Origin of the sequence: Paracoccus litorisediminis, assembly GCF_009711205.1 — a bacterium.
Lineage (GTDB): Bacteria > Pseudomonadota > Alphaproteobacteria > Rhodobacterales > Rhodobacteraceae > Paracoccus > Paracoccus litorisediminis.
The window spans coordinates 173,396-198,052 of record NZ_WMIG01000001.1; the positions used below are offsets into that span (position 1 = coordinate 173,396).

Here is a 24,657-nt window from a genome sequence, read left to right on the forward strand (position 1 = left end):
CGCAATCCCTGCTAGCTTGCCCGCAAATGAAAGGACAACCTGACATGAGCGGCTGCGCCTGCGGACATCACCATCATCACCATCACGACGCCGCATTGGGCGGGACCGAGATCCCCCTGACCCAACCGCTGATCGCGTTGTCGGGCCATCTGACCTGCGCGGACATCAGCCAGATGATGCTGGCGCTGGACCTGCTGCCCGATCATGTCGCCCTCAGCCGCGCCGAACCCGGCAATCTGCGCTTTGACCTGTCGCAGACCGAGGACCCGCTGATCTGGCGTCTGGATGAGCTTTTCGCCGATGCCGAGGCCTTTGCCGCCCATCAGGCCCGCACCAAGGCCAGCGAATGGGGGCAGCGCAGCAAGGACATCGCCCGCGCCTTTGACCGGGTCGAGGTCCTGCCCCGCATCCGCCCCGAGCATCCGCAGGAAGCCGCCGCGATCTCGGCCCTGCTGCGGCTCGCCTTTGGCGGGCAGGATGAGGCGCGGTTGGTTGAGATGCTGCGCGATCAGGACGATCTGACCCTGTCCTTTGTCGCGGAAGCAGGTGGCAGCATCATCGGCCATGTCGCGCTGTCGCCGCTGCAGGCCGAAGGCTCGGCCTTGGCACTGGCCCCGGTTGCCGTGCACCCGGCGGCACAAAAGCGTGGGATCGGCGACGCGCTGATCCGCGCGGCGCTGGACGCCGTTCCCGGCCATACGATCGTGGTTCTGGGCGATCCGGCCTATTACAGCCGCTTCGGCTTCAAGCCCGCAGACCTTGCTTCACCCTATGCTGGTCCGCATCTGATGGCGCTGGGTCCGGCGCTGCCCAAAGGCAGCGCCATCACCCATGCCCCCGCTTTCGCGGCGCTTTAACCGGCGTCCGGGGTCGTCTCGGCAGGCTGCACCGGTTGAATCTGGCGCAGCCGCACCCGCTTCACCCGGCGCGGATCGGCATCGACTATTTCGAACTCGACGCCGCTGTTATGGGGAATGACCTCGCCCCGGACCGGAACCCGGCCGGTCAGCATGAATATCAGCCCGCCCAGCGTGTCAATTTCCTCTTCGTCCGAGGCCAGCCGCAGCCCGGTTTCGGCCTCGACATCCTCTAGCGGCGTGCGGGCCTGAACCAGCCATTGGCCGGGCTTTTCGGCCATCAGCATGCCGCCTTCGATTTCGTCATGCTCGTCCTCGATCTCACCGATGACCTGTTCGATCAGGTCCTCGATGGTGACGACGCCGTCCACCCCGCCATATTCGTCAATGACCATGGCCATGTGGATGCGCTTTTGCTGCATCTGCTGCAACAGCACGCCGATCGGCATTGACGGCGGCACGTAAAGCAACGGGCGCAGCAGCGGCCGCAGATTGAACTTGGTCGGAGCTTCGGCACCAAAGCCGTATTTCAGCGCCAGATCTTTCAGGTGGATCAGCCCCAGCGGACTGTCCAGCGTGCCCTTGAACACCGGCACGCGTGAGAAACCATGCTCACGGAATATCTCGACCAGTTCGGGCAAGGGGGTGCTGACCGGAACCGCGACGATCTCGGCCTTGGGAACGGCCACGTCATCGACGCGCATCCGGCGCAGATTGACCATGCCCAGCCCGGACTTGCTGGGTGCATTGTTTGCCGTGGCCTTTTCAGCAGGCGTCTCGGCCTCGCTGTCGCCGCCGCCGAACGCGCCAAGGATGCGGCCCAGAAAGCCGCGCGATTGCGGAAGATCCCGCCCGTCCCCTCCGACTCCATCCGCCCAAGAGGCGGGCTCGGCCGAGACGGGGGTGTCGGGACTTCGGTCGTTATTCATGTTTCCATTTCCAGATAGGGATCGGGGATGCCGAGCTTGCTCAGGATCGCGCGTTCAGCATCTTCCATGGTTTCGGCATCCTGATCGTCGATATGATCGTAACCGGCAAGATGCAGGATCGCATGCACAAGCAGATGTGTGGCATGATCGGCAAAGGGTTTGCCCTGCGCCTCGGCCTCGCGCCAGCAGGTATCGTAGGAGATGGCGATGTCGCCAAGCTCCTCGATTTCAGGCAGTTCGGGCGCTTCACCCGGCTCGCGTTCCTCGAACTCCATCGCGGGCCAGCTGAGGACATTGGTCGGCCGGGGCTTGTCGCGGAACTCGGCATTCAGACCGGCGATGCGCTGGTCGTCGCAGCCCATGACCACGACCTGAAACTGCTCAAGCCCCAGCCATTCGCCGACCGCATGGGCGGCGCGTTCGGCCATGCCCATCAGGTCGGCGTCTTCCCAGCGTTCATCCTCGATCACCAGATCGATGATGCCCATTTCTTCGACTTCGTCCTCGAAGGGCTCACGCATCGCTTTGGCCCCCAGCGGTGGCAATGAAGCGCGGCTCGCGGCGCGGGATGCGCTGGCCACGGTCGTCCACCGGTTCGCCACGGGCAAGCGCCAATTCGGCTTCGGTGTCATAGGCCTCGATGATGCGGGCGACCAGCGGGTGACGCACCACGTCCTTGGCGGTGAAGTAGCTGAAGCTGATGCCCTTCACGTCCTTCAGGATCTTCTCGGCGTCGGTCAGGCCGGAATGAACGCCGCGCGGCAGGTCGATCTGGGTGCGGTCGCCGGTGATGACCATGCGCGAGCCCTCACCCAGACGGGTCAGGAACATCTTCATCTGCATGGTGGTGGCGTTCTGCGCCTCATCCAGAACGACAAAGGCATTGGCCAGCGTCCGCCCGCGCATGAAGGCCAGCGGCGCGATCTCGATGCGCTTTTCCTCCATCAGCTTCTGCATCTGCTTGCTGGGCAGGAAGTCGTTCAGCGCGTCGTAAAGCGGCTGCATGTAGGGATCGACTTTTTCCTTCATGTCGCCGGGCAGGAAGCCCAGACGCTCGCCCGCCTCGACGGCGGGGCGCGACAGGATGATCTTGTCGACATGGCCGCCGATCAGCATGGTCACGCCGACGGCAACGGCCAGATAGGTCTTGCCGGTGCCCGCCGGGCCTATGCCAAAGGCCAGTTCGTTGGCGAACAGGTTGCGGACATATTCCTTTTGCGCCTCGGTGCGCGGCTCGACCGTCTTCTTGCGCGTGCGCAACTCGACATGGCCGGTCTGGAACATTTCCAGCTGCTCGGCAGGGGACAGGGTTTCCTGTGCCTGCTCGACACCCATGCGCAAGGCCGCCTCAATTTCTGGCAGCTCGACATGGCGGCCCTGCTCCAGCCGGGCATAAAGCCCGCGCAGAACCTGCGCGGCCTCGGCCTGGGCGTCGGCGGGACCGACAACGGAAAGAAGATTGCCGCGGCGAAGGATATGGACCTTGAGCGCTTCCTCGATGCGCGCCAGATGGCGGTCATGAGGGCCGCAAAGATCGATCAGCAGCCTGTTGTCGTGGAACTCCAGCAGGATTTCGCCAGCAGTCGTGGTCGCGGGGGCAGTCGGGGAAAGACCCAAATTCGTCTCCGGTCAGGTCGAGAAGTACAGGTTCATGGTCGCAACTGCGCGGGATTCGCACAAGGCCTGCGGGTTGTGTGATGTGCTTTTACGCAGGCTCTGTCGCATATATATGCAGTCATCCGGCAGGATGCGACCCCATCGGCCGTGCGCGGCCTGCGATGAAATCCTGCAGATATTCATCTTGCGCGTGATCCATCTGTGACACCGGGCCCTGCCAGCGCACCTGCCCGCGATCCAGCAGCGCCAGCCGGTCCCCGATCGCGCGCACCGAGGTCATGTCATGGGTGATGGTGATGGCGCTGGCCCCGGTCTCATCAACGATGCCGCGGATCAGCGCGTTGATGGCGGCGGCGCGGATCGGGTCCAGCCCGGTCGTCGGCTCATCAAAAAAAATCACCTTGGGGTCGGCGGCAATGGCGCGGGCCAGACCGGCGCGCTTGCGCATGCCGCCGGACAGTTCGGCCGGGTAAAGATCGGCAACCTCGGGGCCAAGACCGACGCGGGCCAGCTTTTCCACGGCGATATCGCGGGCGCGCGCCGATGGCATGGTCCGCAGCAGGCGGAAGGCGACGTTGCGCCAGACCGGCAGGCTGTCGAACAGGGCGGCGTTCTGGAACAGCATCCCGAACCCGTCCATGAATTCCGCGCGCTGATCGGCCAGCGGACGCCCCCGCCACAGGATCTGCCCGGCATCCGGGGCCTCAAGCCCAAGGATGCAGCGCAGCAGCACCGACTTTCCGGTCCCGGAACCGCCGATCACGACAAGGCTTTCGCCCTCGGACAAGGACAGATCGACCCCGTCCAGCACCTGCTTGGGACCAAAGCTTTTCGTCAGGCCGCGCACTTCGATCATCAGAAGAACAGCCCCGTCAGCAGGAAGTTCACCGCCAGAATCCCGACCGAGGCCGCGACGACCGCATTGGTGGTCGCCCGCCCGACACCTGCGGCGCCGTTCCCGGCGCTCATCCCGAACCAGCAGCCGGACAGCGCCACGACAAAGCCAAAGAACGCGCCCTTGATCAGACCCGAACCCACGTCCCAGCCCTCAAGATAGGCCCAGCTGTTGGAAAGATAGGTGGCCGAGTTGAACCCCAGCGCATTCACCCCGATCAGCCAGCCGCCCATGATGCCGATGATGTCTCCGACGCCGACCAGCACCGGCAGGCACAGGATCGCGGCCCAGATCCGGGGTGAGACCAGCCAGCCCACCGGATCGGTGGACAGCGTGACCAGCGCATCGATCTGTTCGGTCACGCGCATGGTGCCCAGCTCGGCGGCGATGGCGCTGGCCACACGGGCCGCGACCATCAGCCCGCCCAGAACAGGGCCAAGCTCTCGGGCCATGCCGATGGCGACGATGGCCGGAACCACGTCGCCCGCCTGAAAACGCTCACCGCCGGAATGGATCTGCAAGGCCAAAGCCGCGCCAGTGAACAGCGCGGTCAGCCCGACCACCGGCAGCGACAGCCAGCCGATATGCAGCATCTGCCGTGCCAGTTCCGAGGGATGCGCCCCGGCCCGCGTCAGTCCGCGCGCGGCAAAGATGCCCACGCGCCCGATCGTCCGGGTCAGCGCGATCCCTGCCCGACCGATCAGGCGGATTGGTCTCACCGATAGGTCCGGGTAAAGCGCGGTCCCAGCGAGGTCAGGATCTCGTAGCCGATGGTGCCGGACAGATCCGCCAACATATCGACACCCTGACGCGCGTTCAGGATCTCAAGCTCCTTGGGCACATCCGGCAGATCGGTGACGTCCACGGTGATCAGGTCCATCGAGATGCGACCAATCACCGGGCAGGCGCGGTCACCCGACCACAGCTTCAACTCTCCGTGACGGGCCAGCGCGCGGGCCAGACCATCGGCATAGCCCGCAGCAACCGTCGCCACGCGCGATGTGCGCTGTGCGGTCCAGTTATAGCCGTAACCGACCGACTCGCCGGGCCTGACCTCGCGGGTCTGGATCAGCGGCAGCGACAGGGTGACGACGGGGCGCGCCTCGGCAAAGGGTAGGCCGCCATACATGCCGACGCCCGGCCGCACGATGTCGAAATGGAAATCCGGCCCCAGCAGGATGCCGCCGGTCGCAGCCAGCGAACGGGGGGCGCTGACGCCCTCGGTCATGGCCCGGAATGCGGCCAGTTGCGCGGCATTGGCGGGGTGGTCCGGCTCATCGGCGCAGGCCAGATGCGACGAAATCAGGCGCGGCCCGGCAGCCAGAGCCTCGGAGCGGATCGCGGCCCATTCGCCAGGTTCCAGCCCCAGCCGGTTCATGCCGCTATCCAGCTGGATGCCAAAGGGTCCGCGCGGGCGCAAAGCGCGGTCGCGGAAGAACTGCTCGGGGCTGTTCAGAAGCGGCACCAGACCGGTCAGGTCCTCGCCCTCCATATGGCCCGAAAGCACGAATATCTGCGCGTCGTCCGGCAGATGCGGGCGTATCGCCCGGCCCTCCGCGGCCAAGGCCACGAAGAAGTCGCGTGCGCCAGCCTCATAAAGGGCAGGCGCGACACGTTCGGCACCAAGGCCATAGGCATCCGCCTTGACCACCGCCCCGGCGCGCGCGCCAGGGGCGCGCTCCGCAAGGGCCTTCCAATTGGCCTGAACGGCCGCGAGTTCGATGACAAGTCCCATGCGCAACGCCATGCCCCGCGCCTTTTCTTTCGTCAAGCTCTTTGCAAGGGCGGGCAGCAGCACTGCGGGAAACGCAACTAACGGGATTTTTTCTTTCCGCAGCACCCGGCTGGCCGTAAACTGCATCCAAGGCAACCATCCAGCGGCCAATTGCTTCGCGCATGCAGCAAGAATCTGGTCAATCCGTGGAAAAGGCACGATAATATCGGCCCAGAGAACAAAAACACTCCGAGGGATGACATGAAGGCACGTTCCACCGCGTTCGGCGTAGCACTTGCGACGCTGGCCATTCCGGCAGCCGCCGCCGGAACGGACGGGCCGGACAAGGTGATCCAGCTGCCATCGGGGGCAGAGCTGCGCTGGCTGGAAACCGTGCATGACAATTCCGGCGGCTCGGGGCTGACCTATCGCTTCCGCTTCCTGATGACCGATCTGGCCAAGCGTGTGCCCTCGACCACCGGCCCGGCCAGCGAACCGGGACTGGATGGCGAGGACAGCGGCGATCGCGGCCCGATCGAGATCGACACCGAATCCGGCACGGTCGAAGGCGATGACGGCATGATCGATGCCGACCAGCTGGACATGACCCCGGTCGAGGGCGATGAGGCGGCCGAGGTCGAGGCCGACAACATGCTTGAGGAACCCGCCCTGCCCGCCGCGCCCGATGTGCTGGCGCAGGACCCGCTGCATGACGATGTGGTCTGGCTGTGCCAGAACTGGGTTCTGCCCCGCGTTGCCAGCCCCGCCCCGCGGCCGCAGGTCATCATGATCAGCATCGCCGACAAGGACATCCCCTTCGGCGCGTATGACCCCGAAGTGCTGCAATTGTTCGAGGCCTTCCGCCTGCCCGCCGACCGCGATGAATGCGAATGGGAGCCGTGGTGACGGGCCTTTGCGCCCTGATGCATGCCTGCCACAGCCGGGACACCCCCAGCACTGGCGGTTCCCACTCGGCTGTGCCATCAGGCCCCCGGCCGTTATGGTCTGCGCGCGGTCGCAGAGGGCGGCCGAATCTAACCCGAGCAGTCGGGGCCGCCCCCGCGCGAACCCCGCAATACAGGAGCCCGACAACATGTCGAAAAAGCTTGCACTCGCCCTGATCCTCGTTGGCCTCGCCGCCGCTTGCGCCAAGAAGGAACCGGAAGTCATCACCCCGGCACCGGTCACCACCGAGCCGGTCTACCAGGGCAAATACGGCGCCAACTAAGCGTCTTGCCGAGCGCGGGCTGCTTGGCGGCCCGCGACATTCGCGACTGCCCTGCATCCCGCCTGAACCCAAATTTCACGAAGGGGGCATGCCATGTTGAAACATCGCGGCTTTCCGGGCCGTCTTCCCGGATCAGATTTCCAATTCGTCATCCGCCGCGCCAACAAGAAGGGCGCGACGCCCATCGTCCGGCGCGAACGCTTCCGCGACCGCAAGGTTGCCGATCGCAAGGCCGATGAGGGCTTCATGGCCGCACTGATCCAGTGCTTTGGCGAGGAAACCTTTGTCCGTGGCAATCTGGACGCCGGACGGCTGTCCTGGCTGATCGGACGAGAGGTCGTGGCGGTCGGCAAGCTCGACCCCACCGATTACGAGCAACCCCTGCGCATCGACATGAAAAAGGCCGAAGCCGCCTTTCCTGCGCTGTTCGCCGCCCAACCCACCCAGTTCAACTGGGACGACATCGAATGGGGTGACGACGAGGATTGGGATGACGACGAGGAGTGATGAGCGGATTGCCGCGTAGCTTGTTTTTTTCACATCGTTGTCAGTTTCTTCGGAAATACCGGCATGCAATATTGCCGGCACCCTATTTCCAAACGGTCCCACAAGGGGCCAATAATACAGGCAAAGAGCTATGCAAAAATCCGTCATCCTCCGTCTTTCGGGCGCCGTTCTGCTCGTGGCTGGTCTCGCCGCCTGCGAATCCAGCCCCTATGGCGGTTCGACCCTTTCGCCCGACGCGCAGCGTGCGGCTGGCGGTGCTCTGGCCGGTGCGGCCGTCGCCAAGGTGCTGGACGAGAATGTCGCGACCGGCGCCCTCATCGGTGCAGCTGGCGGTGCGCTTTGCGACGACGCCGGCGTCTGCCAGCGCCGCTACTGATCAATTCACGGCTGGCCGCGACGCCCTGACGGGATTCGCGGCCCCCTCATCGGAGCTACTCGCATGTCCAAGAAATTCGCTCTCGTCCTCGGTCTGGGCCTCATGGGTCTGGCTGGTTGCACGCAAGGCATCAACCCGACCGACACCGACCGCGCGCTTATCGGCGCGGGTACCGGCGCGCTTATCGCCGACCTGTCGGGCCACAACGTCCTTGGCGGTGCCGCGGCGGGTGCTGCTGCCGGTGCGCTCTGCAACGACGTCAAGCTTTGCCAGTAAGGACGCGTTGACCGTCGCGAACGCCGCCTCGGTCAAACGAGTTTCAGCCGCCCCGGCCAATCGCCGGGGCGGCTTTTTCATGCGCGGTCATGCCAATCCTGAGGTCGCCTGAACATGCTGGAATGGGTCGGACCCCTGCTCAATCCCACGGTGGTCGCGTCGCTGGTGGCGGCGGCGGTGGCGGTGCTGGCATGGCCGGTCAATGACCTGCTGAACCGACGCCGGGCACGCGGCCTACGCATCGAGCGGGTCAATGACGTTCAGCGCGCCCTGCTGGCCGAAATCCGCGCCCATGTCGTCAGCCTTGAGATGCAGCGCGTGGACGCCGCCGAGGCGCAGGCGCTGATCCAGAAGCTGCGCGAGGGCGGCTACATCCATCCGGCCGCCGCCGAGGCCAATGACCGGATCTATTCCGCCATCCTTGAGGAAGTGCATGTCCTGCCGCATTGGGTGATCGACCCGGTGGTGACCTATTATCGCCAGATCGCGGTCATGGCGGCGATGGCCCGAGACGTGCAGCGACAGATCGAGATCAATCCCAGCCGCGCTGCCGACATGTTCGCCGATTATCTGGAAATGACCGAGGCCGCGCGCGATGCCGGGCAGGAAGCCATGCGCCTTCTGATCGCCAGCATTTTCGGCGGCGAGGCAGCGGTGATGGAATTGCTGGAACGAGAGGAAGAAGCGGCGCGCGATCGCGTCCGCGTCACGCTGCCCGACGAACTGGCCGGGCTGCGGGAAAGGCTCAATAGGCGATCTTAGGACCCGAACGGCCCGTAATCGGTTTGAGGCCCATGATGCTGCTCATCTCATTGGCGGTGCGCGCACGGGCCAGACGTTCGACAAAGGTTTCGCCCCGAGGCTCGGCCCTGGGTTTGCGGACAGGAGCGGCGGGGGTCTCGGTCTTGCGCGGTGAGGTCGATTTCGCCATCGCGGTTCCTTCGGGGCATGGGCGCGCGGATCGCGCGTCCTGTCTACAAGATAGGGGGCCGGGGGGGATTACTCAATGATCTTGGCAAGCACCGGCACGGAATTCTTGCGTCGCTCAATGCATCGCCGCACGGCCGATCTCCTGCAGGCGCAGCGGAAACTTGTCGATGGCGCGCGAGATCTCGCGTGCGGACCAGGGCGCGGGCTTGCGCTGCTTAACCTGCCCATCCTTGTCGAGCAGCACCAGCGAAAAGCCCTCGGGGCGCAACTGTCGCCGCCAGATACTGTTCGCCGCGGGGTCGGTGTCGATGATGACCACCACATCGCGCAGGATCAGCGCATTGGCATCGCGGCGCAGTGCCGCGATCTGCTCGACATAGGCGGGGCTGGCGGCGGTGTCGGCAAAGACCACCACCGGGCGGGCCTGCCACAGGAATTCGGCCGGATCAGCCTCGGCCGCAGGCAGGAAACGCAACTCCTCGGTCGCGGTGCCCGCAGCCGCCCCCGAGCCGTCGCGGGCCGCAGGAACCTCGCCCCGGACATAGGGCTGATGCGCCCCATCAGTCCTTGCGCCCATCGCCATGATGAGCGGCACGAATGCGATCAGGATCAGCCGTTTCACGTTTGCCTTCATGCCTCTCAATATAGGGCGGGAAGGAATACAGGAAAGCCCGTCCCTTGCGTGAAAACTGCGATCGGGGCTTTGTCGGCGCGCAGAGCATTGGGTATTTGTGAAACGGAGAAACTGCGCGGCGCTTGCGCCCCGTCGATGAGGACAAGATGCAGATCAGACCCGCCACGCCCGAGGACCTGCCCGAAATTCTGGAATTCTGGAACCCGCTGATCCGCGAAACGACCGTGACCTTTTCATCCGAGGAAAAGACGCTGGAGGGGTTGGGACGAATGATCGCCACCCGCCGCGATGCCGGGCGCGAGTTCCTTGTCGCCGATGATGCCGGGCAGGTGCTGGGGCTGGTGACCTATGACCAGTTCCGGGGCGGCAATGGCTATCGTCACGCCATGGAGCATACGATCATTCTGTCCGAAGCGGCGCGCGGGCGCGGGGTCGGTCGGGCGCTGATGGCCGCGATCGAGGCCCATGCCCGTAGGGGCGGCGCGCATACGATGGTGGCCGGAGTCTCGGCCGAGAACGAGGCGGGCGTGAGCTTTCATCTGGCGCTTGGCTATGAGACCGTCGGCCGCCTGCCGCAATCCGGGCGCAAGTTCGGGCGTTGGCTGGATCTGGTTCTGCTGCAGAAGATCCTGTGAGCCTGCCTTGCCAGCATGCGGGGCCTGTGAAAGAGTCGCCCGAAAAGACGAGGACGGCATGAACGACGGTCGCAACGGCACGGTCAAGCAGATCATCTGCATCAAATGGGGCACGAAATTCGGGCCTGAATATGTGAACCGGCTGCACGGGATGATCGCAAGAAACATCACCCCGCCCTTCCGGCTGTTCTGTTTTACCGATGACGGGACCGGGCTGCACCCCGACATCGCCATCCGCCCCCTGCCCGAATTCGAGTACCAGGCCCCGGTCAACACCCGCGGCAAATGGCCGAAATCGCGGCTATGGGGCGATCTGGGCGATGTGACCGGGGTGGTGCTGTTTCTGGATCTGGATGTCATCGTCACCGGCAGCCTTGACGACTTCTTCACCTTTGGCGACCCGGATGACACCGTCGTCGGGCTGAACCCGAATACTCCGCTGGAAAAGATGGGCCAGACCTCGGTCTATCGGATGCGGGTGGGCAAGCTGAAGCCGCTGCAGGACATCTTTCGCGCCGATCCGCAGGCTGCCGCCGACAAGTACCGCTATGAACAGCGCTTCGTTACCCGCAATGCGCCGGGCGGGGTGAAGTTCTGGCCCAAGCGCTGGCTGGCACATTTCCGCATGCATTGCGTGCCGAACTTCCCGCTGAACTATTTCCGCGAGGCCCGCATCCCCAAGGACACGCGGATCGTGATCTTTCCGGGCAACCTCAACCCGCCCGACGCGATCGAGGGCCGCTGGGATCACAAGGACACTCACCGTGCGCCGATGGATCACCTGCGTGCGGGCTTTGACGGGCGTCGCCGGGAAAGCCTGTTCAAACATGTCCGTCATTACCTGCGCCCCGTCGGCTGGGTCGAGAAGCTTTGGCGCGAATAGGCGCCCCGCCCGAGAGCCATCACCCCCTGCCCGCCGATTTCGCGGCGGGTCTGGGGCAATGCGTTGCCAGTTTCGGCTGGCTTGAAGAGATCATCAAACGCACGATCTTTGCCTTGGATAAGGCGCGGCTGGCCGATGACCTGACCCATAAGCAACTGCAGTCATGGATGGTGCGGATGGGTCATCTGGCCGATGATTCGATGGGCACGCTGATCGACCAGCTGGACGCCGCAATGCGACGCCATCCCGGGTTGCATGACCGCGACCGCATCACCGACCGCCTGAACCGCATCAAGCATCAGCGTAACCTGCTGTGCCACGCCTCGTGGCGACCGACCGAGGACCCGGGGCGTTGGCACCCGGCCTTTGTCAGCACCAAGGGCGAGGTCTATCAGCCGGACCTGTCGCTGGAGGACCTGACACGCATCCGCGAAGAGACGATGCGGATCGGGGCCGAGGTCCTGCGCGTCATGCGCGCCACTGGCATTCTGGGATACTGGGCGGGCGACGACGAGAGTTGAGCGCCTTGCGTTGCAACCCCGACCGCCATCCGGTAACACCGCTTCACCCATAGCAAAGAGCTTCACATGTCCGCCCAGAACTCGGGGCAAAACGCCTCTCCGCTTCGTCTCGGCATCGCTGGTCTTGGGACGGTCGGTACCGGCACCGTCAAGATCATCCAGAAGCACGCCGATCTGCTCTCGGCCCGCGCCGGACGTCCGGTCACCATTACCGCCGTCAGCGCCCGCGACCGCATGAAAAACCGCGATGTCGACCTGTCCGCCTATGGCTGGGAAAACGACGCCCGCGCGCTGGCCGTGCGCGATGATGTCGACGTTTTCGTCGAACTGGTCGGCGGCGACGAAGGCATCGCCCGCGAGGCCGTGACTGCCGCGCTGAACGCGGGCAAGGATGTCGTCACCGCCAACAAGGCGCTGCTGGCCATCCACGGTCAGGAACTGGCCGAGCTGGCCGAGGCCAAGGGCTGCGTCCTGCGCTTCGAGGCCGCCGTCGCCGGTGGCATCCCGGTGATCAAGACCATGACCGAGTCGCTGGCCGGAAACGAGATCCGCCGCGTCATGGGCGTGATGAACGGCACCTGCAACTACATCCTGACCCGGATGGAGAATGCCGGCCTGCCCTATGAAACCGTCTTCGAAGAAGCCCGCCAACTGGGCTATCTTGAGGCCGACCCGACGCTGGACGTGGGCGGCATCGACGCCAGCCACAAGCTGGCGATCCTGTCCTCGATCGCCTTCGGCACCCGTCCGGCCTTCGACGCGGTCGAAATCGAGGGGATCGAGCGGGTCAGCATCGACGACATCCGCCGCGCCGCCGACATGGGCTACCGCATCAAGCTACTGGGCGTCGCCCAGATGACCGGGCGCGGGCTGGAACAGCGCATGTCGCCCTGCCTTGTCCCCGCCGACAGCCCGCTGGGCCAGTTGCAAGGCGGCACCAACATGGTGGTGATCGAAGGCGACTCGGTCGGCCAGATCGTGCTGCGTGGTGCCGGTGCGGGCGAAGGCCCGACCGCCAGCGCCGTGATGTCGGACATCGTGGAAATCGCGCGCGGCGTGCGCATGCCCGCCTTTGCCCAGCCTGCCAGCCAGTTGGCCAAGCCCATCGCGGCCCGCACGGCCGTTCCCGCCGCCTATTACATCCGTCTGCATCTGGCCGACAAGCCGGGCGCACTGGCCAAGGTGGCGGCGGTTCTGGGCGATGCCGGGATTTCGATCGACCGCATGCGCCAATATGGCAAGCATGACCTTGAGGGCATCGCCCCGGTGCTGATCGTCACTCACAAGACCACGCCCGAGGCCATCGACCTTGCCATCGAGGCCCTGCCCCGGACCGGCGTCATCACCGGAGAGCCGGTCGAGCTGCGGATCGAGGAAGTCTGAAATCAAGACGCCCGCCAGAGATGGCGGGCGTCTTCAGCTGATCTTACAGCCCTGTAACATCGGCTCGGTCAGCTTTGCGACAGGTGGCGCAGCCCCTGTGTCACATCGGCCCTTACTGCCAGCCGCAATCCCGGCTCATCCCCCGCCCGCAGCGAGGCCAGGATCAGCCGGTGATGGCGCGGCGGCTCTTGCCGCTTCACCCGGCCATAGAGCGCCCGCATGGTCGGGCCCAGCTGCAGCCAGACCGTCTCAAGGATCGCCAGCATTGCCGGGGCCTGCGCGCGCAGGTAAAGCGTGCGGTGAAATTCCAGATTGGTGCGGATATAGCCCACCGCATCATGCGCCTCGGCCGCCTCGCCGATCGAGGCATTGATCAGCGCCAGCCGGTCGATCAGCGCCTGATGCGCGCGGGGCAGCGCGCGCGTTGCCAGCTCCGGCTCGATCAGCGCACGCAGGGCCGCCAGTTCCTCGATCCGTTCGACAGAAAGCTCTGGCGTCGAAATCCGCCCCGAGGACGATAGCGTCAGCGCGCCCTCAGCAACCAGTCGTCGCACCGCCTCACGCGCGGGGGTCATCGAGACCCGATGCTCGGCCGCAATGCCGCGCAGCGTCAAGGGAAGGCCGGGCGGCAATTCGCCCAGCATGATCCGGCCGCGCAGGCTGCGATACAGCCGCTCATGCGCCGAGGTTTCCGCGGTTCGCGTGGGAGAAATGCTCATGCGCCACCTGTGATCACAAACTGCGCCAAGGTCAATGCGTCATTCGCTGAAACGCCAGGCAAGGATCTCGTGTCCGTTCTGGCGCAACCAGCCCCGCTGCAACTGACAGCCGGGATACAGCCGCTCGGTCGCGGCCCAAAAGGCGGGGGAATGATCCATATGCGCCAGATGCGCGACCTCATGGGCGGCGACATAGTCCAGCACCTCGCGTGGGGCCATGGCCAGCCGCCATGAAAACATCAACCGCCCGTCATGCGTGCAACTGCCCCAACGCGAGCGCGTGTCGCGCAGCGCAATGGCGCGAAAGGAACGCCCCAGCCGCGCGGCATGACGGTCGCAGGCCGGGACCAGCCGGGAATGCGCAAGGTGCTTCAGGTAAGCCGCGACGACCGTACCGACCGGGCGACCCTTGGGGACCAGCAACCGGTCGCCCTCGATGCGGACGGCGCGGGTGGCGGCGGGAGTGATCTCATAGCGCAGGCCCTCGACCGGCAGCAATGCGCCCGGCTGCACAAGCGCCAGGGGCGGCATCTCGGCCCGGACGCTGCGCAGCCACTCGGCACGGGATTCGGCAAAGGCCCGCCCCTCGTTCAGGCTGGCGCGCAAGGGCAGGGTCAGCACCACCTGCCCCTCGGCCCGCGTCACCCGCAATGTCATCCGCCGCGCCCGCGACGAGCGGCGCAGTAGCACCGGAATGTCACCGCCCACCAAAATCCGTTCGTCCCGCTGCGTCATGGTCTTGAACCTACCACTGTCCCTCGTTACCTATTGCGCCTTGACCGGTGCCCGCGCGCAAGAGAAAAGGCTTTGACAGCCTGCGCCACCTGTGGCACGGGACAGCGGATTTATCAAACTGCGGCGGAAAGAGAAGACCATGCCCAAAGAGGAATGGGGCACCAAGCGCCTGTGCCCCCACTGTGCGACCCGCTTTTACGATCTGAAGAACGACCCGATGACCTGCCCCGCTTGCGGCAACGTCATTTCGCTGGAAAGCCTGACCAACGGCCGTTCGCGCTCGCTGATCGCAGAGAAAACCGCTGCGCATGGCGCGGCTCAAGTTGATCTGGTCGATGACGAGGATCTGGACGACGACGCCGATGGCGGCGATCTGGACGATGATCTGCTGGACGATGACGATGACGACGGCGACGTGTCGCTGGACGACATCGCGGATGTCCCGGACAGCGACGACGACTGATCCCTGCGCCCCGGCGCGAGGAAAACACATCGGCCCCGGTCAGCATGCCTGACCGGGGTTCTTTTTTAGGGCCGGTTTATTCAAGCCTGACTTTTGGGTTTCTGACTATGAGAGGTCAATTGAACTCTCAGCGGAGGATCGCGCATTTGTGTCGATCTGCGGCTTCCGGGGGATGCTAAGTAGATCAAGCAACGACGGCAATTGTCCGCATGGCGGTTCCCCTGTGCCTCGGACAAAGGGGGCGCATCAGGAACAGCCCCTAATCCGATTGTTTGTCCGTGGGGTAAAAACGAAAAAGGGCGCCCCGCGGGACGCCCTTTCCAATTCAAACCGCGACCGATCAGGCGGCGCGGGTGACCAGCACGGCATCGACCTTTTTCTGGGCGCCGGCTTCATCCATGCCGCTGACGGCGGCGACTTCGCGGGTCAGACGCTCAAGCGCAGCTTCATACAGCTGACGCTCGGAATAGGATTGCTCGCGCTGCTCGTCATTGCGGTGCAGGTCGCGCACGACCTCGGCGATCGACATCAGGTCGCCCGAGTTGATCTTTTGCTCATATTCCTGGGCACGGCGCGACCACATGGCGCGTTTCACGCGGGCCTTGCCTTTCAGCGTGGCCAAAGCTTGTTCGACCAGATCGGGGGTCGACAGGCCGCGCATGCCAATCTCCGAGGCGCGCGCCGTCGGGACGCGCAGGGTCATCTTGTCTTTTTCAAAGGAAATCACGAACATTTCCAGACGCAGTCCGGCAACTTCCTGCTCTTCGATCGAAACGATGCGCCCCACGCCATGGGTCGGATACACCACGAAATCATCGGGGCGGAATTCGGTCTTCTTGGCTTTCGACATTGAGCTTCCTTCACAGCGGCGCCAGCTTGGGCGCAAAAAGCCCCCAAGGCGGGTTCCCCCGACCTTTTGGGCCACCAATGTTGTTTTTGCATCCCGGGCCGGGCAGTACGGTCAGGGCAAGGCAGCATCGCCGATCAGGCCACTCCCGCGGCCCGTGCAGCGATTTATGTCAGGAACATATCATAAAATCCGCCTCAAATCAAAGCGGAGGTGAAACGACCAGTTCACAAGATTGGGGATAAGTATTCCCCTGACTGGTCATAGTATTACACGCATATCCTAGAAATACGAAACCCCGGACTGCCCGAATCACAGGCGTTCCGGGGGCAAAACGCGCATCCGCGCGGGCCTGACCCGCGCGTTTGTGATCAATCGCCTTCGCCCGGCGCTTCCGAGAAGTACTTCTCAAGCTTACCGGTCTGGCCGTCCATATCGGCATAGCCGGGCATCGGGTCCTTCTTGCGGGTGATGACCGGCCAATGTTCCGCATATTTGCGGTTGAACTCGACCCATTTTTCCATGTCCGGCTCGGTATCGGGGCGGATCGCGTCGGCCGGGCATTCCGGTTCGCAGACGCCGCAATCGATGCATTCGTCGGGATGGATGACCAGCGTGTTCTCACCCTCGTAGAAGCAATCCACGGGGCACACCTCCACGCAGTCGGTGTATTTGCACATGATGCAGTTATCGGTGACGACGTAGGTCATGGCGGCAAGCTATCCTGTATCTTGCCGGCTAGTTACGCCCGCCGGCGAAATCATTCAAGGCCGCCCGAGGGGAAAAGACCTGCATCGTTCCACCTGCCCGATGCGAGGAAAGCCTTTCGCGCGAATGCACCACTGGGGGAAAAAGGTTCCCCTGCCCGGCTCAGCTTTCCAGCTCTTCGTAAAGCGCCGTGGCTTCGGCCGCCGGCCCACGGCGTTCGCCCAGATCCAGAACGCGCAAAGCCCTGACCCGACCATGCGCGGAAACCGTCACGGTATCATCGTGACGGACCGTCTGCGCAGGTTTCAGGCAGGGCTTGCCGTTCAGCCGGATCCCGCCCCGGCCGATAGCATCGGCAGCAAGGGTGCGGGTCCGGAACAGTCGGGCGTGATGCAGCCAGCGATCAAGACGAAGGCCGGCTGCATGTTCGCCTTCGCTCACGACTTGTTTTTGAGCGAGGCGAGGATGGCGAAGGGGCTATCGGGGTCGATCTTCTTTTCGACCTTGGGCGGACGGGCCTCGAAGCTTTTCGGACCTTCGTGGCGCGGCTTGCCCTTGCCGTCATGGCGGGGTTTGCCCTTGGGACCACGATCCTGACGCTCGCCACGGCCTTCGCCGCGCTTGCCCTCGAAGCGGGGTTTGCCACCCTGCCCTTCGGCGGATTCGCGGTCACGGCGCGGGCCGCGATCACCCTGACGCTCAGCGCGGTCACCACCGCGACGTTCGCCACCCTGCTCGCCACCACGTTCGGGGCGACGGTTGCCACGCGGACGCGGAGCCCAGGTGAAGGTGTAGAACACTTCCATCTCGGGCGCAGCGGCCTCGGCAGCCTCCTCGGGGGCGACTTCGCCTGCTTCGGCCTCGGCAGCCTTGCGGGCGGCCTGCTCGGCTTCCCACTTGGCGCGGGTCTCGGCGGCCAGCACGCTTTCCTCTTCGGTCAGCGGGCGGTCGTGATCGGGCTCGGCAGCGGCGACGGCTTCGACGACCGGGGTCGCCTCGGCGCGGGCCTTGGCGCGCTCGCCCTTCTCGGCGCGGTAGCCAAGACCACCCATCAGCCCCGAGAATTGCTCCAGCGTCATGCCGGTGATCGACAGCATGTCGGCGGTGGCCTCAAAGCCTGCGCGGCTGTCCTGCGTGCGCAGCATGTCGGCCAGACGCTCCAGCATGTCGATGCGGATCGCGCGGTCGCCTGCCGGGTGATAGCCCGACAGCGTGTAATAGCCCTTGGGAACGTCGGGCAGGTTCGGGATCGTCACCAGACCCGGAGGCGGGCTTTCCGGGAACTCGCCCAGACCTTGATCCAGACCCCACAGCACCAGCCGCAGACGGGTCGGAGCGGGCTTCAGCAGCGCCGGCTGGAAGACGGTGAACTGACCGAAACGCACGCCATGCTTACGCAGCACGCCCCGCGATTCCTGATCCAGTTCCTTGACCTCGGTGGCCACGCCTTCGCGCGGGATCACGCCCAGCGCCTCGACCAGCCGGAAGGCAAAGCCGCGGGCCAGACCGGTCAGCGTCTCGTCGTTTTTCAGCGCCAGCAGCGGCTCGAAGGCCGTCGCGACCTTGCGGTCGATGAAATGCTGCAGGCGGCGCTTGACCTTCTCGATGATCTCGGGGCCAGCTTCCTCGTCAACGAAAGCCTCGACGCCGGGTTTCAGCGCCTCGGGTCCCTTGACCAGCTTGCCCACCGCATAGCTGCCCCACATGAGGCCGCCCTGCTCGGTGAAGTCCAGCTCGGTATCGGGAGCGTTGTAGAACCTGTCGGCCCGAAGATGGAATTCGGGGCGCAGCGCCTCATAGGCGGCGCGCGTCAACATGCGCGCTTCGTCCCCGGTTGCAGTGGGATCGGCGTGGAAGCGGAAACCTTCCAGACGGCCGGCGAATTCGCCTTCAACCGTCACTTCGCCCTTGTCGTTCACCTCGGCCAAAAGGCTCTCCTTCTGTTTGAGCCGGCGCAAGAGCACAGAAGTGCGCCGGTCCACGAATCTTTGAGTCAGTGCGGCATGCAGCGCATCCGACAAGCGATCTTCTACAGCGCGCGTCTCGGCGCGCCAATGGCTTTCGTCCGAAACCCAACCACTACGCTGCGCGACATAAGTCCATGTGCGGATGAATGCCAAGCGTTTCGACAGGGTATCGATGTCACCCTGCACCTTGTCGATGCGATTGATCTGAGTTGCAAGCCATTCGCTGGGCACGGTCCCCTGTTGCAGGAAACCAAGGATACGGGCCAGCAGCGTCACATGTTCGGCAGGAGATATCCCGCGGAAGTCGGGAATCCGGCAGACATCCCACAGCAGCCGCACATCCTTGGGATGGCTGACCCGGTCGCGGATCTCGGGCATGGCGGCCAAGGCTTTCAGCGCGCGCAGATCGTCCGCCTCGCGGCCACGGGTCAGCCATTCCGATTGCGGGCTGGCCTCAAGGCTTTGGATCAACCGCTCGATCGTGCCGAATTCCAGCACCGCATTGCGCCACATCAGGCGCGAGATCGGCTGGAAGCGGTGGTTCTCGATCGCGTCGATCAACCCTTCCTCAAGCTGCCCGGCATCGCCGGTCACGCCAAAGGTGCCGGGTTCCGTATGCCGCCCAGCGCGTCCGGCGATCTGTCCCAGCTCATGCGGGAACAGCGGGCGGTAGCGGCGACCATCGAATTTCTCGGTTCCCGAAAAGGCCACATGCTTGATGTCGAGGTTCAGCCCCATGCCGATGGCATCAGTCGCCACCAGATAGTCGACCTCTCCCTGCTGATACATGGCGACCTGCGCATTGCGCGTCCGGGGCGACAGCGCCCCCATGACCACGGCACAGCCGCCCTTCTGCCGACGGATCAGTTCCGCCGTGGCATAGACCTCATCGACCGAGAAGCAGACCACCGCCGAGCGGGGCGGCATCCGGCTGATCTTTTTCGAGCCCGCCCATGTCAGGGTCGAGAAACGTTCGCGGCGCATGAACTGCGCATTGGGGACCAGCGCGGCAATCGCCGGTCGCATGGTGTCGCTTCCCAGAAGCAGCGTCTCATGCAGGCCGCGCATGTTCAACAGCCGGTCGGTAAAGACATGACCGCGCTCGGGATCGGCGCAAAGCTGGATCTCGTCGATGGCGACGAAATCGGCACCGACCTCGGGCATGGCCTCGGTGGTGGCGACCCAATATTGCACGCGATCGGGAACGATGCGCTCCTCCCCGGTGACCAGCGCCACGACCGAGGGGCCGCGCGCCTTCACGATGCGGTCATAGACCTCACGCGCCAGCAGCCGCAGCGGCAGGCCGATAACCCCCGTGCGATGAGCCAGCATCCGTTCGATGGCGTAATGGGTCTTGCCAGTATTGGTCGGGCCGAGAACGGCCGTGACCCGTGATCTGTCCTGCATGTCAGGCGTCCGTGCCCTTCGTCTTTTCTTCCAGACGCTTCACGGCGTCGGCCGCATCTTCCTGATGCGGGTGGATCTTCAGGCTTGCGCGATACGCCTTCATGGCGCGCGCGTCATCCCCCAATTCCTCGAACATGGTGCCAAGCTGGGTCAGCGCGGCGAAATGCCGTGGCTCGCGTTTCAGCACTTCGGCCATATCCGAGATTGCGGGGCCGAAATTGCCCTGCAGGTAAAAGGCCACGCCGCGCAGATACCATCCGGCGGCAAAGTCAGGTGCGTGATCGGTCAGCGCGGTCAGATGGCCGACGGCGGCTTCGGTATCGCCCGCATCCAGTGCCGCCTCTCCGCGCTTGTAAAGCAGATCCATCGTGGCCGAGCCCGAACGCGACCAGATGCGCAGGATATCGGTTTCGGCCCGCGCCCATGTCTCACCCCCGGTCTGGGCCAGTTCGGTGAACAGCATGTCCAGATCCTCGCGTTCCCGTAGCCGGGCCTCGGCGGTGGGTTCGCTTGGTTCGGCGGGGGCGAATTCGGGCGCGGTCTCGCCCTGCGGCTCGCCTTGCGGGGCATCCTCGGAGAAGGGCGCATCGGGGGCCGGCAGCGGCACATCCGACTGCGCATGCACGGCCAACGGCAGTGTCAGCCCTAGGCTTAACGCTGTCGCGACGGCAATCTGGTAATGGGGACCTAGCCAACGCATAACCACTATGTAACTTTCAGCCCGACCCATTTCCAGACACAGTCAGGGGAGAATATCAAATGAGCAAAGTGATCGAGGCCGCCGTGGCCGCACTTGACCCGAAAGCCAAAGGCTTTGACGGCACCGCCAAGTTCGTGATCGAGGGCGAAGGCTCGGTCTATATCGACGCCAATGGTGCGCGCGCCTCGGATGACGAAGCCGACGTGACCCTGACTGCCAGCCGCGAAACCTTTGAAGGCATGCTGAGCGGCGACGTCAACCCGACCATGGCCTTCATGACCGGCAAGCTGAAGGTCGACGGCGCGATGGGCACCGCGCTGAAGCTGGGCTCGCTGCTCGGCTGACGCGACGGGTCGCTTCCGGTGACGCCCGCCCCCTTCGGCACTCTACCCGGTGATCCCAGCCCGGCGGCGAAAGCCTTCTGGCTGCGGACCGAGGACGGATTGCGGCTGCGGGCGGGACATTGGCAGGCCGAAAACCCGCGCGGCTCGGTCCTGCTGTTCCCCGGTCGCACCGAATATCTTGAGAAATACGATAGCCTGGCCCGCGAGCTGAACGCCGCGGGCTATGACGTTCTGGCCGCCGACTGGCGCGGTCAGGGCCTGTCGGACCGGCTGATCGCCGATCCCCGCCCCGGCCATGTCGGGCGCTTCACCGATTATCAGCGCGATGTGGTCGAACTGGTGGTGGCGGCGGATGAACTGTCCCTGCCGCGGCCTTGGCACCTGCTGGCGCATTCGATGGGCGGAGCGATCGGCTTTGCCGCGCTCCATGACGGGTTGCCGGTACAAAGCGCAGTGTTCTCGGCCCCGATGCTGGGGTTGAACCGGTCTGCACCAGTCCTGCTGTTCGCCCGCGCCTTCACCGCCACCGCCGAACGCTTCGGCTGGGGTGAACGTCCGACGCCCGGCTCGGGTGGCTATGACACGTTCGTGCTGCGCTGCTCGTTTCAGGCGAACCTGCTGACCACCGACGGCCTTCGCTGGGCGCGCACCGTCGCCGAGGCCGCAAGCTGGCCCGAGCGCGCCATTGGCGGGGTCTCGAACCATTGGCTGTCCGAGGCTTTGGCCGAGATCCGCCGTATGTCCACCCTGCCCGCCCCCACGCTGCCGGTCCTTGTCGGCCTTGGCAGCGACGAACGCATCGTCTCAAGCAGCGCGATCCGGCGGCGGGTGGCCGATTGGCCCTCGGCGCGGCTGATGCTGCTGCCCGGTGCCCGGCACGAACCGCTGATGGAACGCGACAGCATCCGCACCCCGTTCCTGCAAGCGATGCTCGCGCATTTCGCGGCGGCCTCGGCCAGCGCCTGAAACCGCCCAGCGCCTCCGGGTTGCAGCCCCGCGCCTAACCCGGCAAAACTATGCGCAATCGAAAGGACCGACCATGACGACTGCCGCCACGATTCGCACCATCGCCGGACGCCATATCCCGCGCGACGAAAACGCCCTGCATGCTGCCGCAGCGCCTTCCGCCGATCTGGGCGCGCTGCCCGACTGGGACCTGACCGATCTTTACCCCTCCCCGGACGCCCCCGAACTGACCGAGGACATGGCCGAGCTGCGCAAGGCCTGCTGCCAGTTCTCGCGCGATTACGAAGGCAAGCTGGCCTCGCTGGAAGGGCCGCAGATGCTGGAATGCATCGAGCGCTACCAGACCATCGACCTTCTGGCCGGGCGGCTGATGTCCTATGCGGGCCTGCGCTACTACCAGAACACCATGGACGGTGCCCGCGCCAAACAGATGGGCGACCTGCAGGATTACATCACCGAGCATACGACGAAGCTTGTCTTCTTCAGCCTTGAATTCAACCGCATCCCCGACGCCCGCTACGAGGAAGTCTTTGCGACCACCGACGGTCCGGCGCGCTACAAGCCCGTCTTCGACCGGATGCGCGCCATGCGCCCCTACCAGCTGTCGGACGAACTGGAACGCTTCCTGCATGACAATTCCGTGGTCGGTGCCGCCGCATGGAACCGCCTGTTCGACGAAACCACCGCCGGCCTGACCTTCAACGTCGAAGGCGAGGAACTGGGCATCGAGGCCACGCTGAACCTGCTGACCGACCATGACCGCGCAAAGCGCGAGGCCGGTGCCCATGCTCTTGCCCATGTCTTCGGCAAGAACATCAAGCTGTTCGCCCGCATCCACAACACGCTGGCCAAGGAAAAGGCCGTCGAGGACAAGTGGCGCAAGATGCCGACCCCGCAAACCGGGCGGCACCTATCGAACCATGTCGAACCCGAAGTGGTCGAGGCGCTTCGCAATGCCGTCACTGCCGCCTATCCCCGCCTGTCGCATCGCTATTATCGCCTGAAGGCCAAATGGCTGGGTCTGGACAAGCTGCAGGTCTGGGACCGCAACGCCCCCCTGCCCACCGAAACCCCGCGCCTTATCGACTGGACCGAGGCGCGCGCCACGGTGCTGGACGCCTATGCGGGCTTTGCACCGGAGCTGGCGGAACTGGCCGAGCCGTTCTTTGACAAGGGCTGGATCGACGCGGGCGTGAAGCCCGGCAAGGCTCCGGGTGCCTTCGCCCATCCGACCGTCACCACCGTTCACCCCTATGTGCTGCTGAACTATCTGGGCAAACCGCGCGACGTGATGACCCTGGCGCATGAGCTGGGCCACGGCGTCCACCAGCGTCTGGCGGCAGCGCAGGGCGAACTGCTGGCCTCGACCCCGCTGACGCTGGCGGAAACGGCCTCGGTCTTTGGCGAAATGCTGACCTTCCGCGCGCTGCTGGCCAAGACCACCGATCCGGTCCAGCGCAAGGCGTTGCTGGCGGGCAAGGTCGAGGACATGATCAACACGGTCGTGCGCCAGATCGCCTTCTATGATTTCGAATGCAAGCTGCACGCCGCCCGCGCCGAAGGCGAACTGACCCCCGAGGACATCAACGCGCTGTGGATGTCGGTTCAGGGCGAAAGCCTTGGCGATGCCTTCGAGTTCATGCCGGGCTATGAGACCTTCTGGACCTATGTGCCGCATTTCGTCCACTCGCCCTTCTACGTCTATGCCTATGCCTTTGGCGACGGGCTGGTGAACGCGCTTTACGCCGCCTACGAAGACGGCCTGCCGGACTTCCAGTCGAAATATTTCGCCATGCTCTCGGCGGGCGGCTCGAAGCATCACAAAGAACTGCTGGCCCCCTTCGGGCTGGACGCCTCGGACCCAGCCTTCTGGGACAAAGGCCTGTCGATGATCGAAGGCTTCATCGACGAGTTGGAAGCGATGGAGGCATGATCGCCCTTGAACCGCTCGGTCGGCACGAGTTCGACCGGGTGGCCCATATTGCCGTCGCCCCCGAGCAGGAGGGCTTCTGCGGTACCATTGCCGGACATTTCGAGATGAACGAACCGGGTTGCGACTTTCATGTCGTGACCCGCGACGGGCAGCCTGTCGGCTTCTTCAAGATCGACCGCGACTATGCCGCGCAATACGGTTTCGCGCAGCCTGACGAGGTCGGGCTGCGCGGCGTAATGATCGACCATGCGGAACAGGGGCGCGGGACCGGCAAGGCCGCGATGCTGGCCCTTCGGCCCTATCTGCTGGCGCATTACCCGCAGGCCCGCGCTTGTGTTCTGACTGTCAATATCGTCAACCTGCCCGCCCGCGCGGTCTATCTTGCCGCCGGGTTTCAGGACGATGGCGGGCTGCATCACGGCGGCCGTATCGGTCCCCAGCACATCCTGCGCATGGACCTGTCCATCACGGCCCTCACCTAAC

At 64.8% G+C, this 24,657-nt stretch carries 31 protein-coding genes; 16 read left to right on the top strand and 15 right to left on the bottom strand.

Features of this window, described 5'->3' with window-relative positions; genetic code table 11:
• Nucleotides 1-44: 44 nt before the first annotated feature.
• Nucleotides 45-857, top strand: a complete 813-nt coding sequence (locus GL300_RS00860; RefSeq protein WP_155037696.1) for a GNAT family N-acetyltransferase — start codon at nt 45-47, stop codon at nt 855-857.
• On the opposite strand, the gene GL300_RS00865 is transcribed toward GL300_RS00860, so the two are convergent.
• The 6 genes from GL300_RS00865 to alr form a co-directional block, all read right to left on the bottom strand.
• Nucleotides 854-1,786, bottom strand: coding sequence for a CBS domain-containing protein (locus GL300_RS00865; RefSeq protein WP_155037697.1), 933 nt, complete (start codon nt 1,784-1,786; stop codon nt 854-856). The two genes, GL300_RS00860 and GL300_RS00865, sit on opposite strands and share 4 nt — an antisense overlap.
• Nucleotides 1,783-2,307 carry an rRNA maturation RNase YbeY gene (gene ybeY, locus GL300_RS00870; protein WP_155037698.1) on the bottom strand — a complete coding sequence of 175 codons (525 nt, stop codon included), beginning with the start codon at nt 2,305-2,307 and terminating at the stop codon, nt 1,783-1,785. Before ybeY ends, GL300_RS00865 begins: the two co-directional genes overlap by 4 nt.
• On the bottom strand, nt 2,300-3,403 hold the full coding sequence (locus GL300_RS00875) for a PhoH family protein (RefSeq protein ID WP_155037699.1): 1,104 nt from the start codon (nt 3,401-3,403) through the stop codon (nt 2,300-2,302). The genes ybeY and GL300_RS00875 overlap by 8 nt, the downstream gene beginning before the upstream one ends.
• A gap of 118 nt (nt 3,404-3,521) precedes the next feature.
• Nucleotides 3,522-4,259, bottom strand: a complete 738-nt coding sequence (locus GL300_RS00880; protein WP_155037700.1) for an ABC transporter ATP-binding protein — start codon at nt 4,257-4,259, stop codon at nt 3,522-3,524.
• Nucleotides 4,259-5,017, bottom strand: coding sequence for an MlaE family ABC transporter permease (locus tag GL300_RS00885; RefSeq protein WP_343042870.1), 759 nt, complete (start codon nt 5,015-5,017; stop codon nt 4,259-4,261). The genes GL300_RS00880 and GL300_RS00885 overlap by 1 nt, the downstream gene beginning before the upstream one ends.
• The gene (gene alr, locus GL300_RS00890) at nt 5,014-6,045 is read right to left on the bottom strand and encodes an alanine racemase (RefSeq protein WP_246195053.1); all 1,032 of its coding nucleotides are present in this window, start codon (nt 6,043-6,045) and stop codon (nt 5,014-5,016) included. Before alr ends, GL300_RS00885 begins: the two co-directional genes overlap by 4 nt.
• A gap of 228 nt (nt 6,046-6,273) precedes the next feature.
• On the opposite strand from alr, the gene GL300_RS00895 reads away from it, so the two are divergent.
• The 6 genes from GL300_RS00895 (at nt 6,274) to GL300_RS00915 (ending at nt 9,161) form a co-directional block, all read left to right on the top strand.
• Nucleotides 6,274-6,918 carry a DUF6497 family protein gene (locus tag GL300_RS00895; protein WP_155037701.1) on the top strand — a complete coding sequence of 215 codons (645 nt, stop codon included), beginning with the start codon at nt 6,274-6,276 and terminating at the stop codon, nt 6,916-6,918.
• A gap of 187 nt (nt 6,919-7,105) precedes the next feature.
• Nucleotides 7,106-7,240 carry a hypothetical protein gene (locus tag GL300_RS27025; protein WP_255524276.1) on the top strand — a complete coding sequence of 45 codons (135 nt, stop codon included), beginning with the start codon at nt 7,106-7,108 and terminating at the stop codon, nt 7,238-7,240.
• A gap of 93 nt (nt 7,241-7,333) precedes the next feature.
• Nucleotides 7,334-7,747 carry a hypothetical protein gene (locus tag GL300_RS00900; protein ID WP_155037702.1) on the top strand — a complete coding sequence of 138 codons (414 nt, stop codon included), beginning with the start codon at nt 7,334-7,336 and terminating at the stop codon, nt 7,745-7,747.
• Nucleotides 7,748-7,877: 130 nt separating this feature from the next.
• Nucleotides 7,878-8,123, top strand: coding sequence for a hypothetical protein (locus GL300_RS00905; protein WP_155037703.1), 246 nt, complete (start codon nt 7,878-7,880; stop codon nt 8,121-8,123).
• 63 nt (nt 8,124-8,186) lie between these two features.
• A complete protein-coding gene (locus tag GL300_RS00910) occupies nt 8,187-8,399 on the top strand; it encodes a hypothetical protein (RefSeq protein WP_155037704.1) in 213 nt (70 codons plus the stop codon).
• A gap of 114 nt (nt 8,400-8,513) precedes the next feature.
• A complete protein-coding gene (locus tag GL300_RS00915) occupies nt 8,514-9,161 on the top strand; it encodes a hypothetical protein (protein ID WP_155037705.1) in 648 nt (215 codons plus the stop codon).
• On the opposite strand, the gene GL300_RS00920 is transcribed toward GL300_RS00915, so the two are convergent.
• Nucleotides 9,145-9,330, bottom strand: coding sequence for a hypothetical protein (locus GL300_RS00920; protein ID WP_155037706.1), 186 nt, complete (start codon nt 9,328-9,330; stop codon nt 9,145-9,147). The genes GL300_RS00915 and GL300_RS00920 overlap by 17 nt on opposite strands.
• Before the next feature lie 114 nt (nt 9,331-9,444).
• Complete coding sequence (locus GL300_RS00925) at nt 9,445-9,963, bottom strand: DUF4174 domain-containing protein (protein WP_155037707.1); 519 nt, start codon at nt 9,961-9,963, stop codon at nt 9,445-9,447.
• A gap of 146 nt (nt 9,964-10,109) precedes the next feature.
• Here GL300_RS00925 and GL300_RS00930 point away from each other — a divergent pair, with 146 nt between their 5' ends.
• From GL300_RS00930 to GL300_RS00945, 4 genes are all read left to right on the top strand, one after another.
• Nucleotides 10,110-10,598, top strand: coding sequence for a GNAT family N-acetyltransferase (locus GL300_RS00930; RefSeq protein ID WP_155037708.1), 489 nt, complete (start codon nt 10,110-10,112; stop codon nt 10,596-10,598).
• A gap of 58 nt (nt 10,599-10,656) precedes the next feature.
• A complete protein-coding gene (locus tag GL300_RS00935) occupies nt 10,657-11,481 on the top strand; it encodes a glycosyl transferase (protein ID WP_155037709.1) in 825 nt (274 codons plus the stop codon).
• A complete protein-coding gene (locus GL300_RS00940) occupies nt 11,469-12,002 on the top strand; it encodes a hypothetical protein (protein WP_155037710.1) in 534 nt (177 codons plus the stop codon). Before GL300_RS00935 ends, GL300_RS00940 begins: the two co-directional genes overlap by 13 nt.
• Before the next feature lie 66 nt (nt 12,003-12,068).
• Nucleotides 12,069-13,385 carry a homoserine dehydrogenase gene (locus tag GL300_RS00945; protein ID WP_155037711.1) on the top strand — a complete coding sequence of 439 codons (1,317 nt, stop codon included), beginning with the start codon at nt 12,069-12,071 and terminating at the stop codon, nt 13,383-13,385.
• 68 nt (nt 13,386-13,453) lie between these two features.
• Here GL300_RS00945 and GL300_RS00950 read toward each other — a convergent pair whose 3' ends face one another.
• Nucleotides 13,454-14,104, bottom strand: coding sequence for a GntR family transcriptional regulator (locus GL300_RS00950; RefSeq protein ID WP_155037712.1), 651 nt, complete (start codon nt 14,102-14,104; stop codon nt 13,454-13,456).
• A 39-nt stretch (nt 14,105-14,143) separates the two neighbouring features.
• Nucleotides 14,144-14,839, bottom strand: a complete 696-nt coding sequence (locus tag GL300_RS00955) for a M48 family metallopeptidase (protein WP_155037713.1) — start codon at nt 14,837-14,839, stop codon at nt 14,144-14,146.
• Nucleotides 14,840-14,978: 139 nt separating this feature from the next.
• Here GL300_RS00955 and GL300_RS00960 point away from each other — a divergent pair, with 139 nt between their 5' ends.
• Nucleotides 14,979-15,302 (top strand): FYDLN acid domain-containing protein, encoded by a 324-nt coding sequence (locus GL300_RS00960; RefSeq protein ID WP_155037714.1) that lies wholly within the window; start codon nt 14,979-14,981, stop codon nt 15,300-15,302.
• Between the two features lie 340 nt (nt 15,303-15,642).
• Here GL300_RS00960 and GL300_RS00965 read toward each other — a convergent pair whose 3' ends face one another.
• The 5 genes from GL300_RS00965 to GL300_RS00985 all read right to left on the bottom strand — a co-directional run bounded on the left by GL300_RS00965 (nt 15,643) and on the right by GL300_RS00985 (nt 20,856).
• Nucleotides 15,643-16,152 carry a CarD family transcriptional regulator gene (locus GL300_RS00965; RefSeq protein WP_155037715.1) on the bottom strand — a complete coding sequence of 170 codons (510 nt, stop codon included), beginning with the start codon at nt 16,150-16,152 and terminating at the stop codon, nt 15,643-15,645.
• A 368-nt stretch (nt 16,153-16,520) separates the two neighbouring features.
• Nucleotides 16,521-16,859 (bottom strand): ferredoxin FdxA, encoded by a 339-nt coding sequence (gene fdxA / locus GL300_RS00970; RefSeq protein ID WP_155037716.1) that lies wholly within the window; start codon nt 16,857-16,859, stop codon nt 16,521-16,523.
• A gap of 160 nt (nt 16,860-17,019) precedes the next feature.
• Nucleotides 17,020-17,298, bottom strand: coding sequence for an RNA-binding S4 domain-containing protein (locus tag GL300_RS00975; protein WP_343042871.1), 279 nt, complete (start codon nt 17,296-17,298; stop codon nt 17,020-17,022).
• Nucleotides 17,295-20,231 (bottom strand): helicase-related protein, encoded by a 2,937-nt coding sequence (locus GL300_RS00980; RefSeq protein WP_155037717.1) that lies wholly within the window; start codon nt 20,229-20,231, stop codon nt 17,295-17,297. The genes GL300_RS00975 and GL300_RS00980 overlap by 4 nt, the downstream gene beginning before the upstream one ends.
• A gap of 1 nt (nt 20,232) precedes the next feature.
• Nucleotides 20,233-20,856, bottom strand: a complete 624-nt coding sequence (locus tag GL300_RS00985; RefSeq protein WP_343042900.1) for a tetratricopeptide repeat protein — start codon at nt 20,854-20,856, stop codon at nt 20,233-20,235.
• Nucleotides 20,857-20,990: 134 nt separating this feature from the next.
• Between GL300_RS00985 and GL300_RS00990 the strand changes: the two genes are divergently transcribed.
• From GL300_RS00990 to GL300_RS01005, 4 genes are all read left to right on the top strand, one after another.
• On the top strand, nt 20,991-21,275 hold the full coding sequence (locus GL300_RS00990) for an SCP2 sterol-binding domain-containing protein (RefSeq protein WP_155037719.1): 285 nt from the start codon (nt 20,991-20,993) through the stop codon (nt 21,273-21,275).
• 18 nt (nt 21,276-21,293) lie between these two features.
• A complete protein-coding gene (locus GL300_RS00995; protein WP_343042872.1) occupies nt 21,294-22,241 on the top strand; it encodes an alpha/beta fold hydrolase in 948 nt (315 codons plus the stop codon).
• 73 nt (nt 22,242-22,314) lie between these two features.
• On the top strand, nt 22,315-24,174 hold the full coding sequence (locus GL300_RS01000) for a M3 family oligoendopeptidase (protein ID WP_155037720.1): 1,860 nt from the start codon (nt 22,315-22,317) through the stop codon (nt 24,172-24,174).
• Nucleotides 24,171-24,656, top strand: a complete 486-nt coding sequence (locus tag GL300_RS01005) for a GNAT family N-acetyltransferase (RefSeq protein ID WP_155037721.1) — start codon at nt 24,171-24,173, stop codon at nt 24,654-24,656. Before GL300_RS01000 ends, GL300_RS01005 begins: the two co-directional genes overlap by 4 nt.
• Nucleotide 24,657: the final 1 nt, after the last annotated feature.

Bases quoted from the DNA above. Each gene is read 5' to 3' on its own strand.
- GL300_RS00860 (WP_155037696.1), top strand. From the start codon at position 45: ATGAGCGGCTGCGCCTGCGGACATCACCATCATCACCATCACGACGCC.
- GL300_RS00865 (WP_155037697.1), bottom strand. From the start codon at position 1,786: ATGAATAACGACCGAAGTCCCGACACCCCCGTCTCGGCCGAGCCCGCC.
- ybeY (WP_155037698.1), bottom strand. From the start codon at position 2,307: ATGCGTGAGCCCTTCGAGGACGAAGTCGAAGAAATGGGCATCATCGAT.
- GL300_RS00880 (WP_155037700.1), bottom strand. From the start codon at position 4,259: ATGATCGAAGTGCGCGGCCTGACGAAAAGCTTTGGTCCCAAGCAGGTG.
- alr (WP_246195053.1), bottom strand. From the start codon at position 6,045: ATGGCGTTGCGCATGGGACTTGTCATCGAACTCGCGGCCGTTCAGGCC.
- GL300_RS00895 (WP_155037701.1), top strand. From the start codon at position 6,274: ATGAAGGCACGTTCCACCGCGTTCGGCGTAGCACTTGCGACGCTGGCC.
- GL300_RS27025 (WP_255524276.1), top strand. From the start codon at position 7,106: ATGTCGAAAAAGCTTGCACTCGCCCTGATCCTCGTTGGCCTCGCCGCC.
- GL300_RS00900 (WP_155037702.1), top strand. From the start codon at position 7,334: ATGTTGAAACATCGCGGCTTTCCGGGCCGTCTTCCCGGATCAGATTTC.
- GL300_RS00905 (WP_155037703.1), top strand. From the start codon at position 7,878: ATGCAAAAATCCGTCATCCTCCGTCTTTCGGGCGCCGTTCTGCTCGTG.
- GL300_RS00910 (WP_155037704.1), top strand. From the start codon at position 8,187: ATGTCCAAGAAATTCGCTCTCGTCCTCGGTCTGGGCCTCATGGGTCTG.
- GL300_RS00915 (WP_155037705.1), top strand. From the start codon at position 8,514: ATGCTGGAATGGGTCGGACCCCTGCTCAATCCCACGGTGGTCGCGTCG.
- GL300_RS00920 (WP_155037706.1), bottom strand. From the start codon at position 9,330: ATGGCGAAATCGACCTCACCGCGCAAGACCGAGACCCCCGCCGCTCCT.
- GL300_RS00925 (WP_155037707.1), bottom strand. From the start codon at position 9,963: ATGAAGGCAAACGTGAAACGGCTGATCCTGATCGCATTCGTGCCGCTC.
- GL300_RS00930 (WP_155037708.1), top strand. From the start codon at position 10,110: ATGCAGATCAGACCCGCCACGCCCGAGGACCTGCCCGAAATTCTGGAA.
- GL300_RS00935 (WP_155037709.1), top strand. From the start codon at position 10,657: ATGAACGACGGTCGCAACGGCACGGTCAAGCAGATCATCTGCATCAAA.
- GL300_RS00945 (WP_155037711.1), top strand. From the start codon at position 12,069: ATGTCCGCCCAGAACTCGGGGCAAAACGCCTCTCCGCTTCGTCTCGGC.
- GL300_RS00950 (WP_155037712.1), bottom strand. From the start codon at position 14,104: ATGAGCATTTCTCCCACGCGAACCGCGGAAACCTCGGCGCATGAGCGG.
- GL300_RS00955 (WP_155037713.1), bottom strand. From the start codon at position 14,839: ATGACGCAGCGGGACGAACGGATTTTGGTGGGCGGTGACATTCCGGTG.
- GL300_RS00960 (WP_155037714.1), top strand. From the start codon at position 14,979: ATGCCCAAAGAGGAATGGGGCACCAAGCGCCTGTGCCCCCACTGTGCG.
- GL300_RS00965 (WP_155037715.1), bottom strand. From the start codon at position 16,152: ATGTCGAAAGCCAAGAAGACCGAATTCCGCCCCGATGATTTCGTGGTG.
- fdxA (WP_155037716.1), bottom strand. From the start codon at position 16,859: ATGACCTACGTCGTCACCGATAACTGCATCATGTGCAAATACACCGAC.
- GL300_RS00980 (WP_155037717.1), bottom strand. From the start codon at position 20,231: ATGCAGGACAGATCACGGGTCACGGCCGTTCTCGGCCCGACCAATACT.
- GL300_RS00990 (WP_155037719.1), top strand. From the start codon at position 20,991: ATGAGCAAAGTGATCGAGGCCGCCGTGGCCGCACTTGACCCGAAAGCC.
- GL300_RS01000 (WP_155037720.1), top strand. From the start codon at position 22,315: ATGACGACTGCCGCCACGATTCGCACCATCGCCGGACGCCATATCCCG.
- GL300_RS01005 (WP_155037721.1), top strand. From the start codon at position 24,171: ATGATCGCCCTTGAACCGCTCGGTCGGCACGAGTTCGACCGGGTGGCC.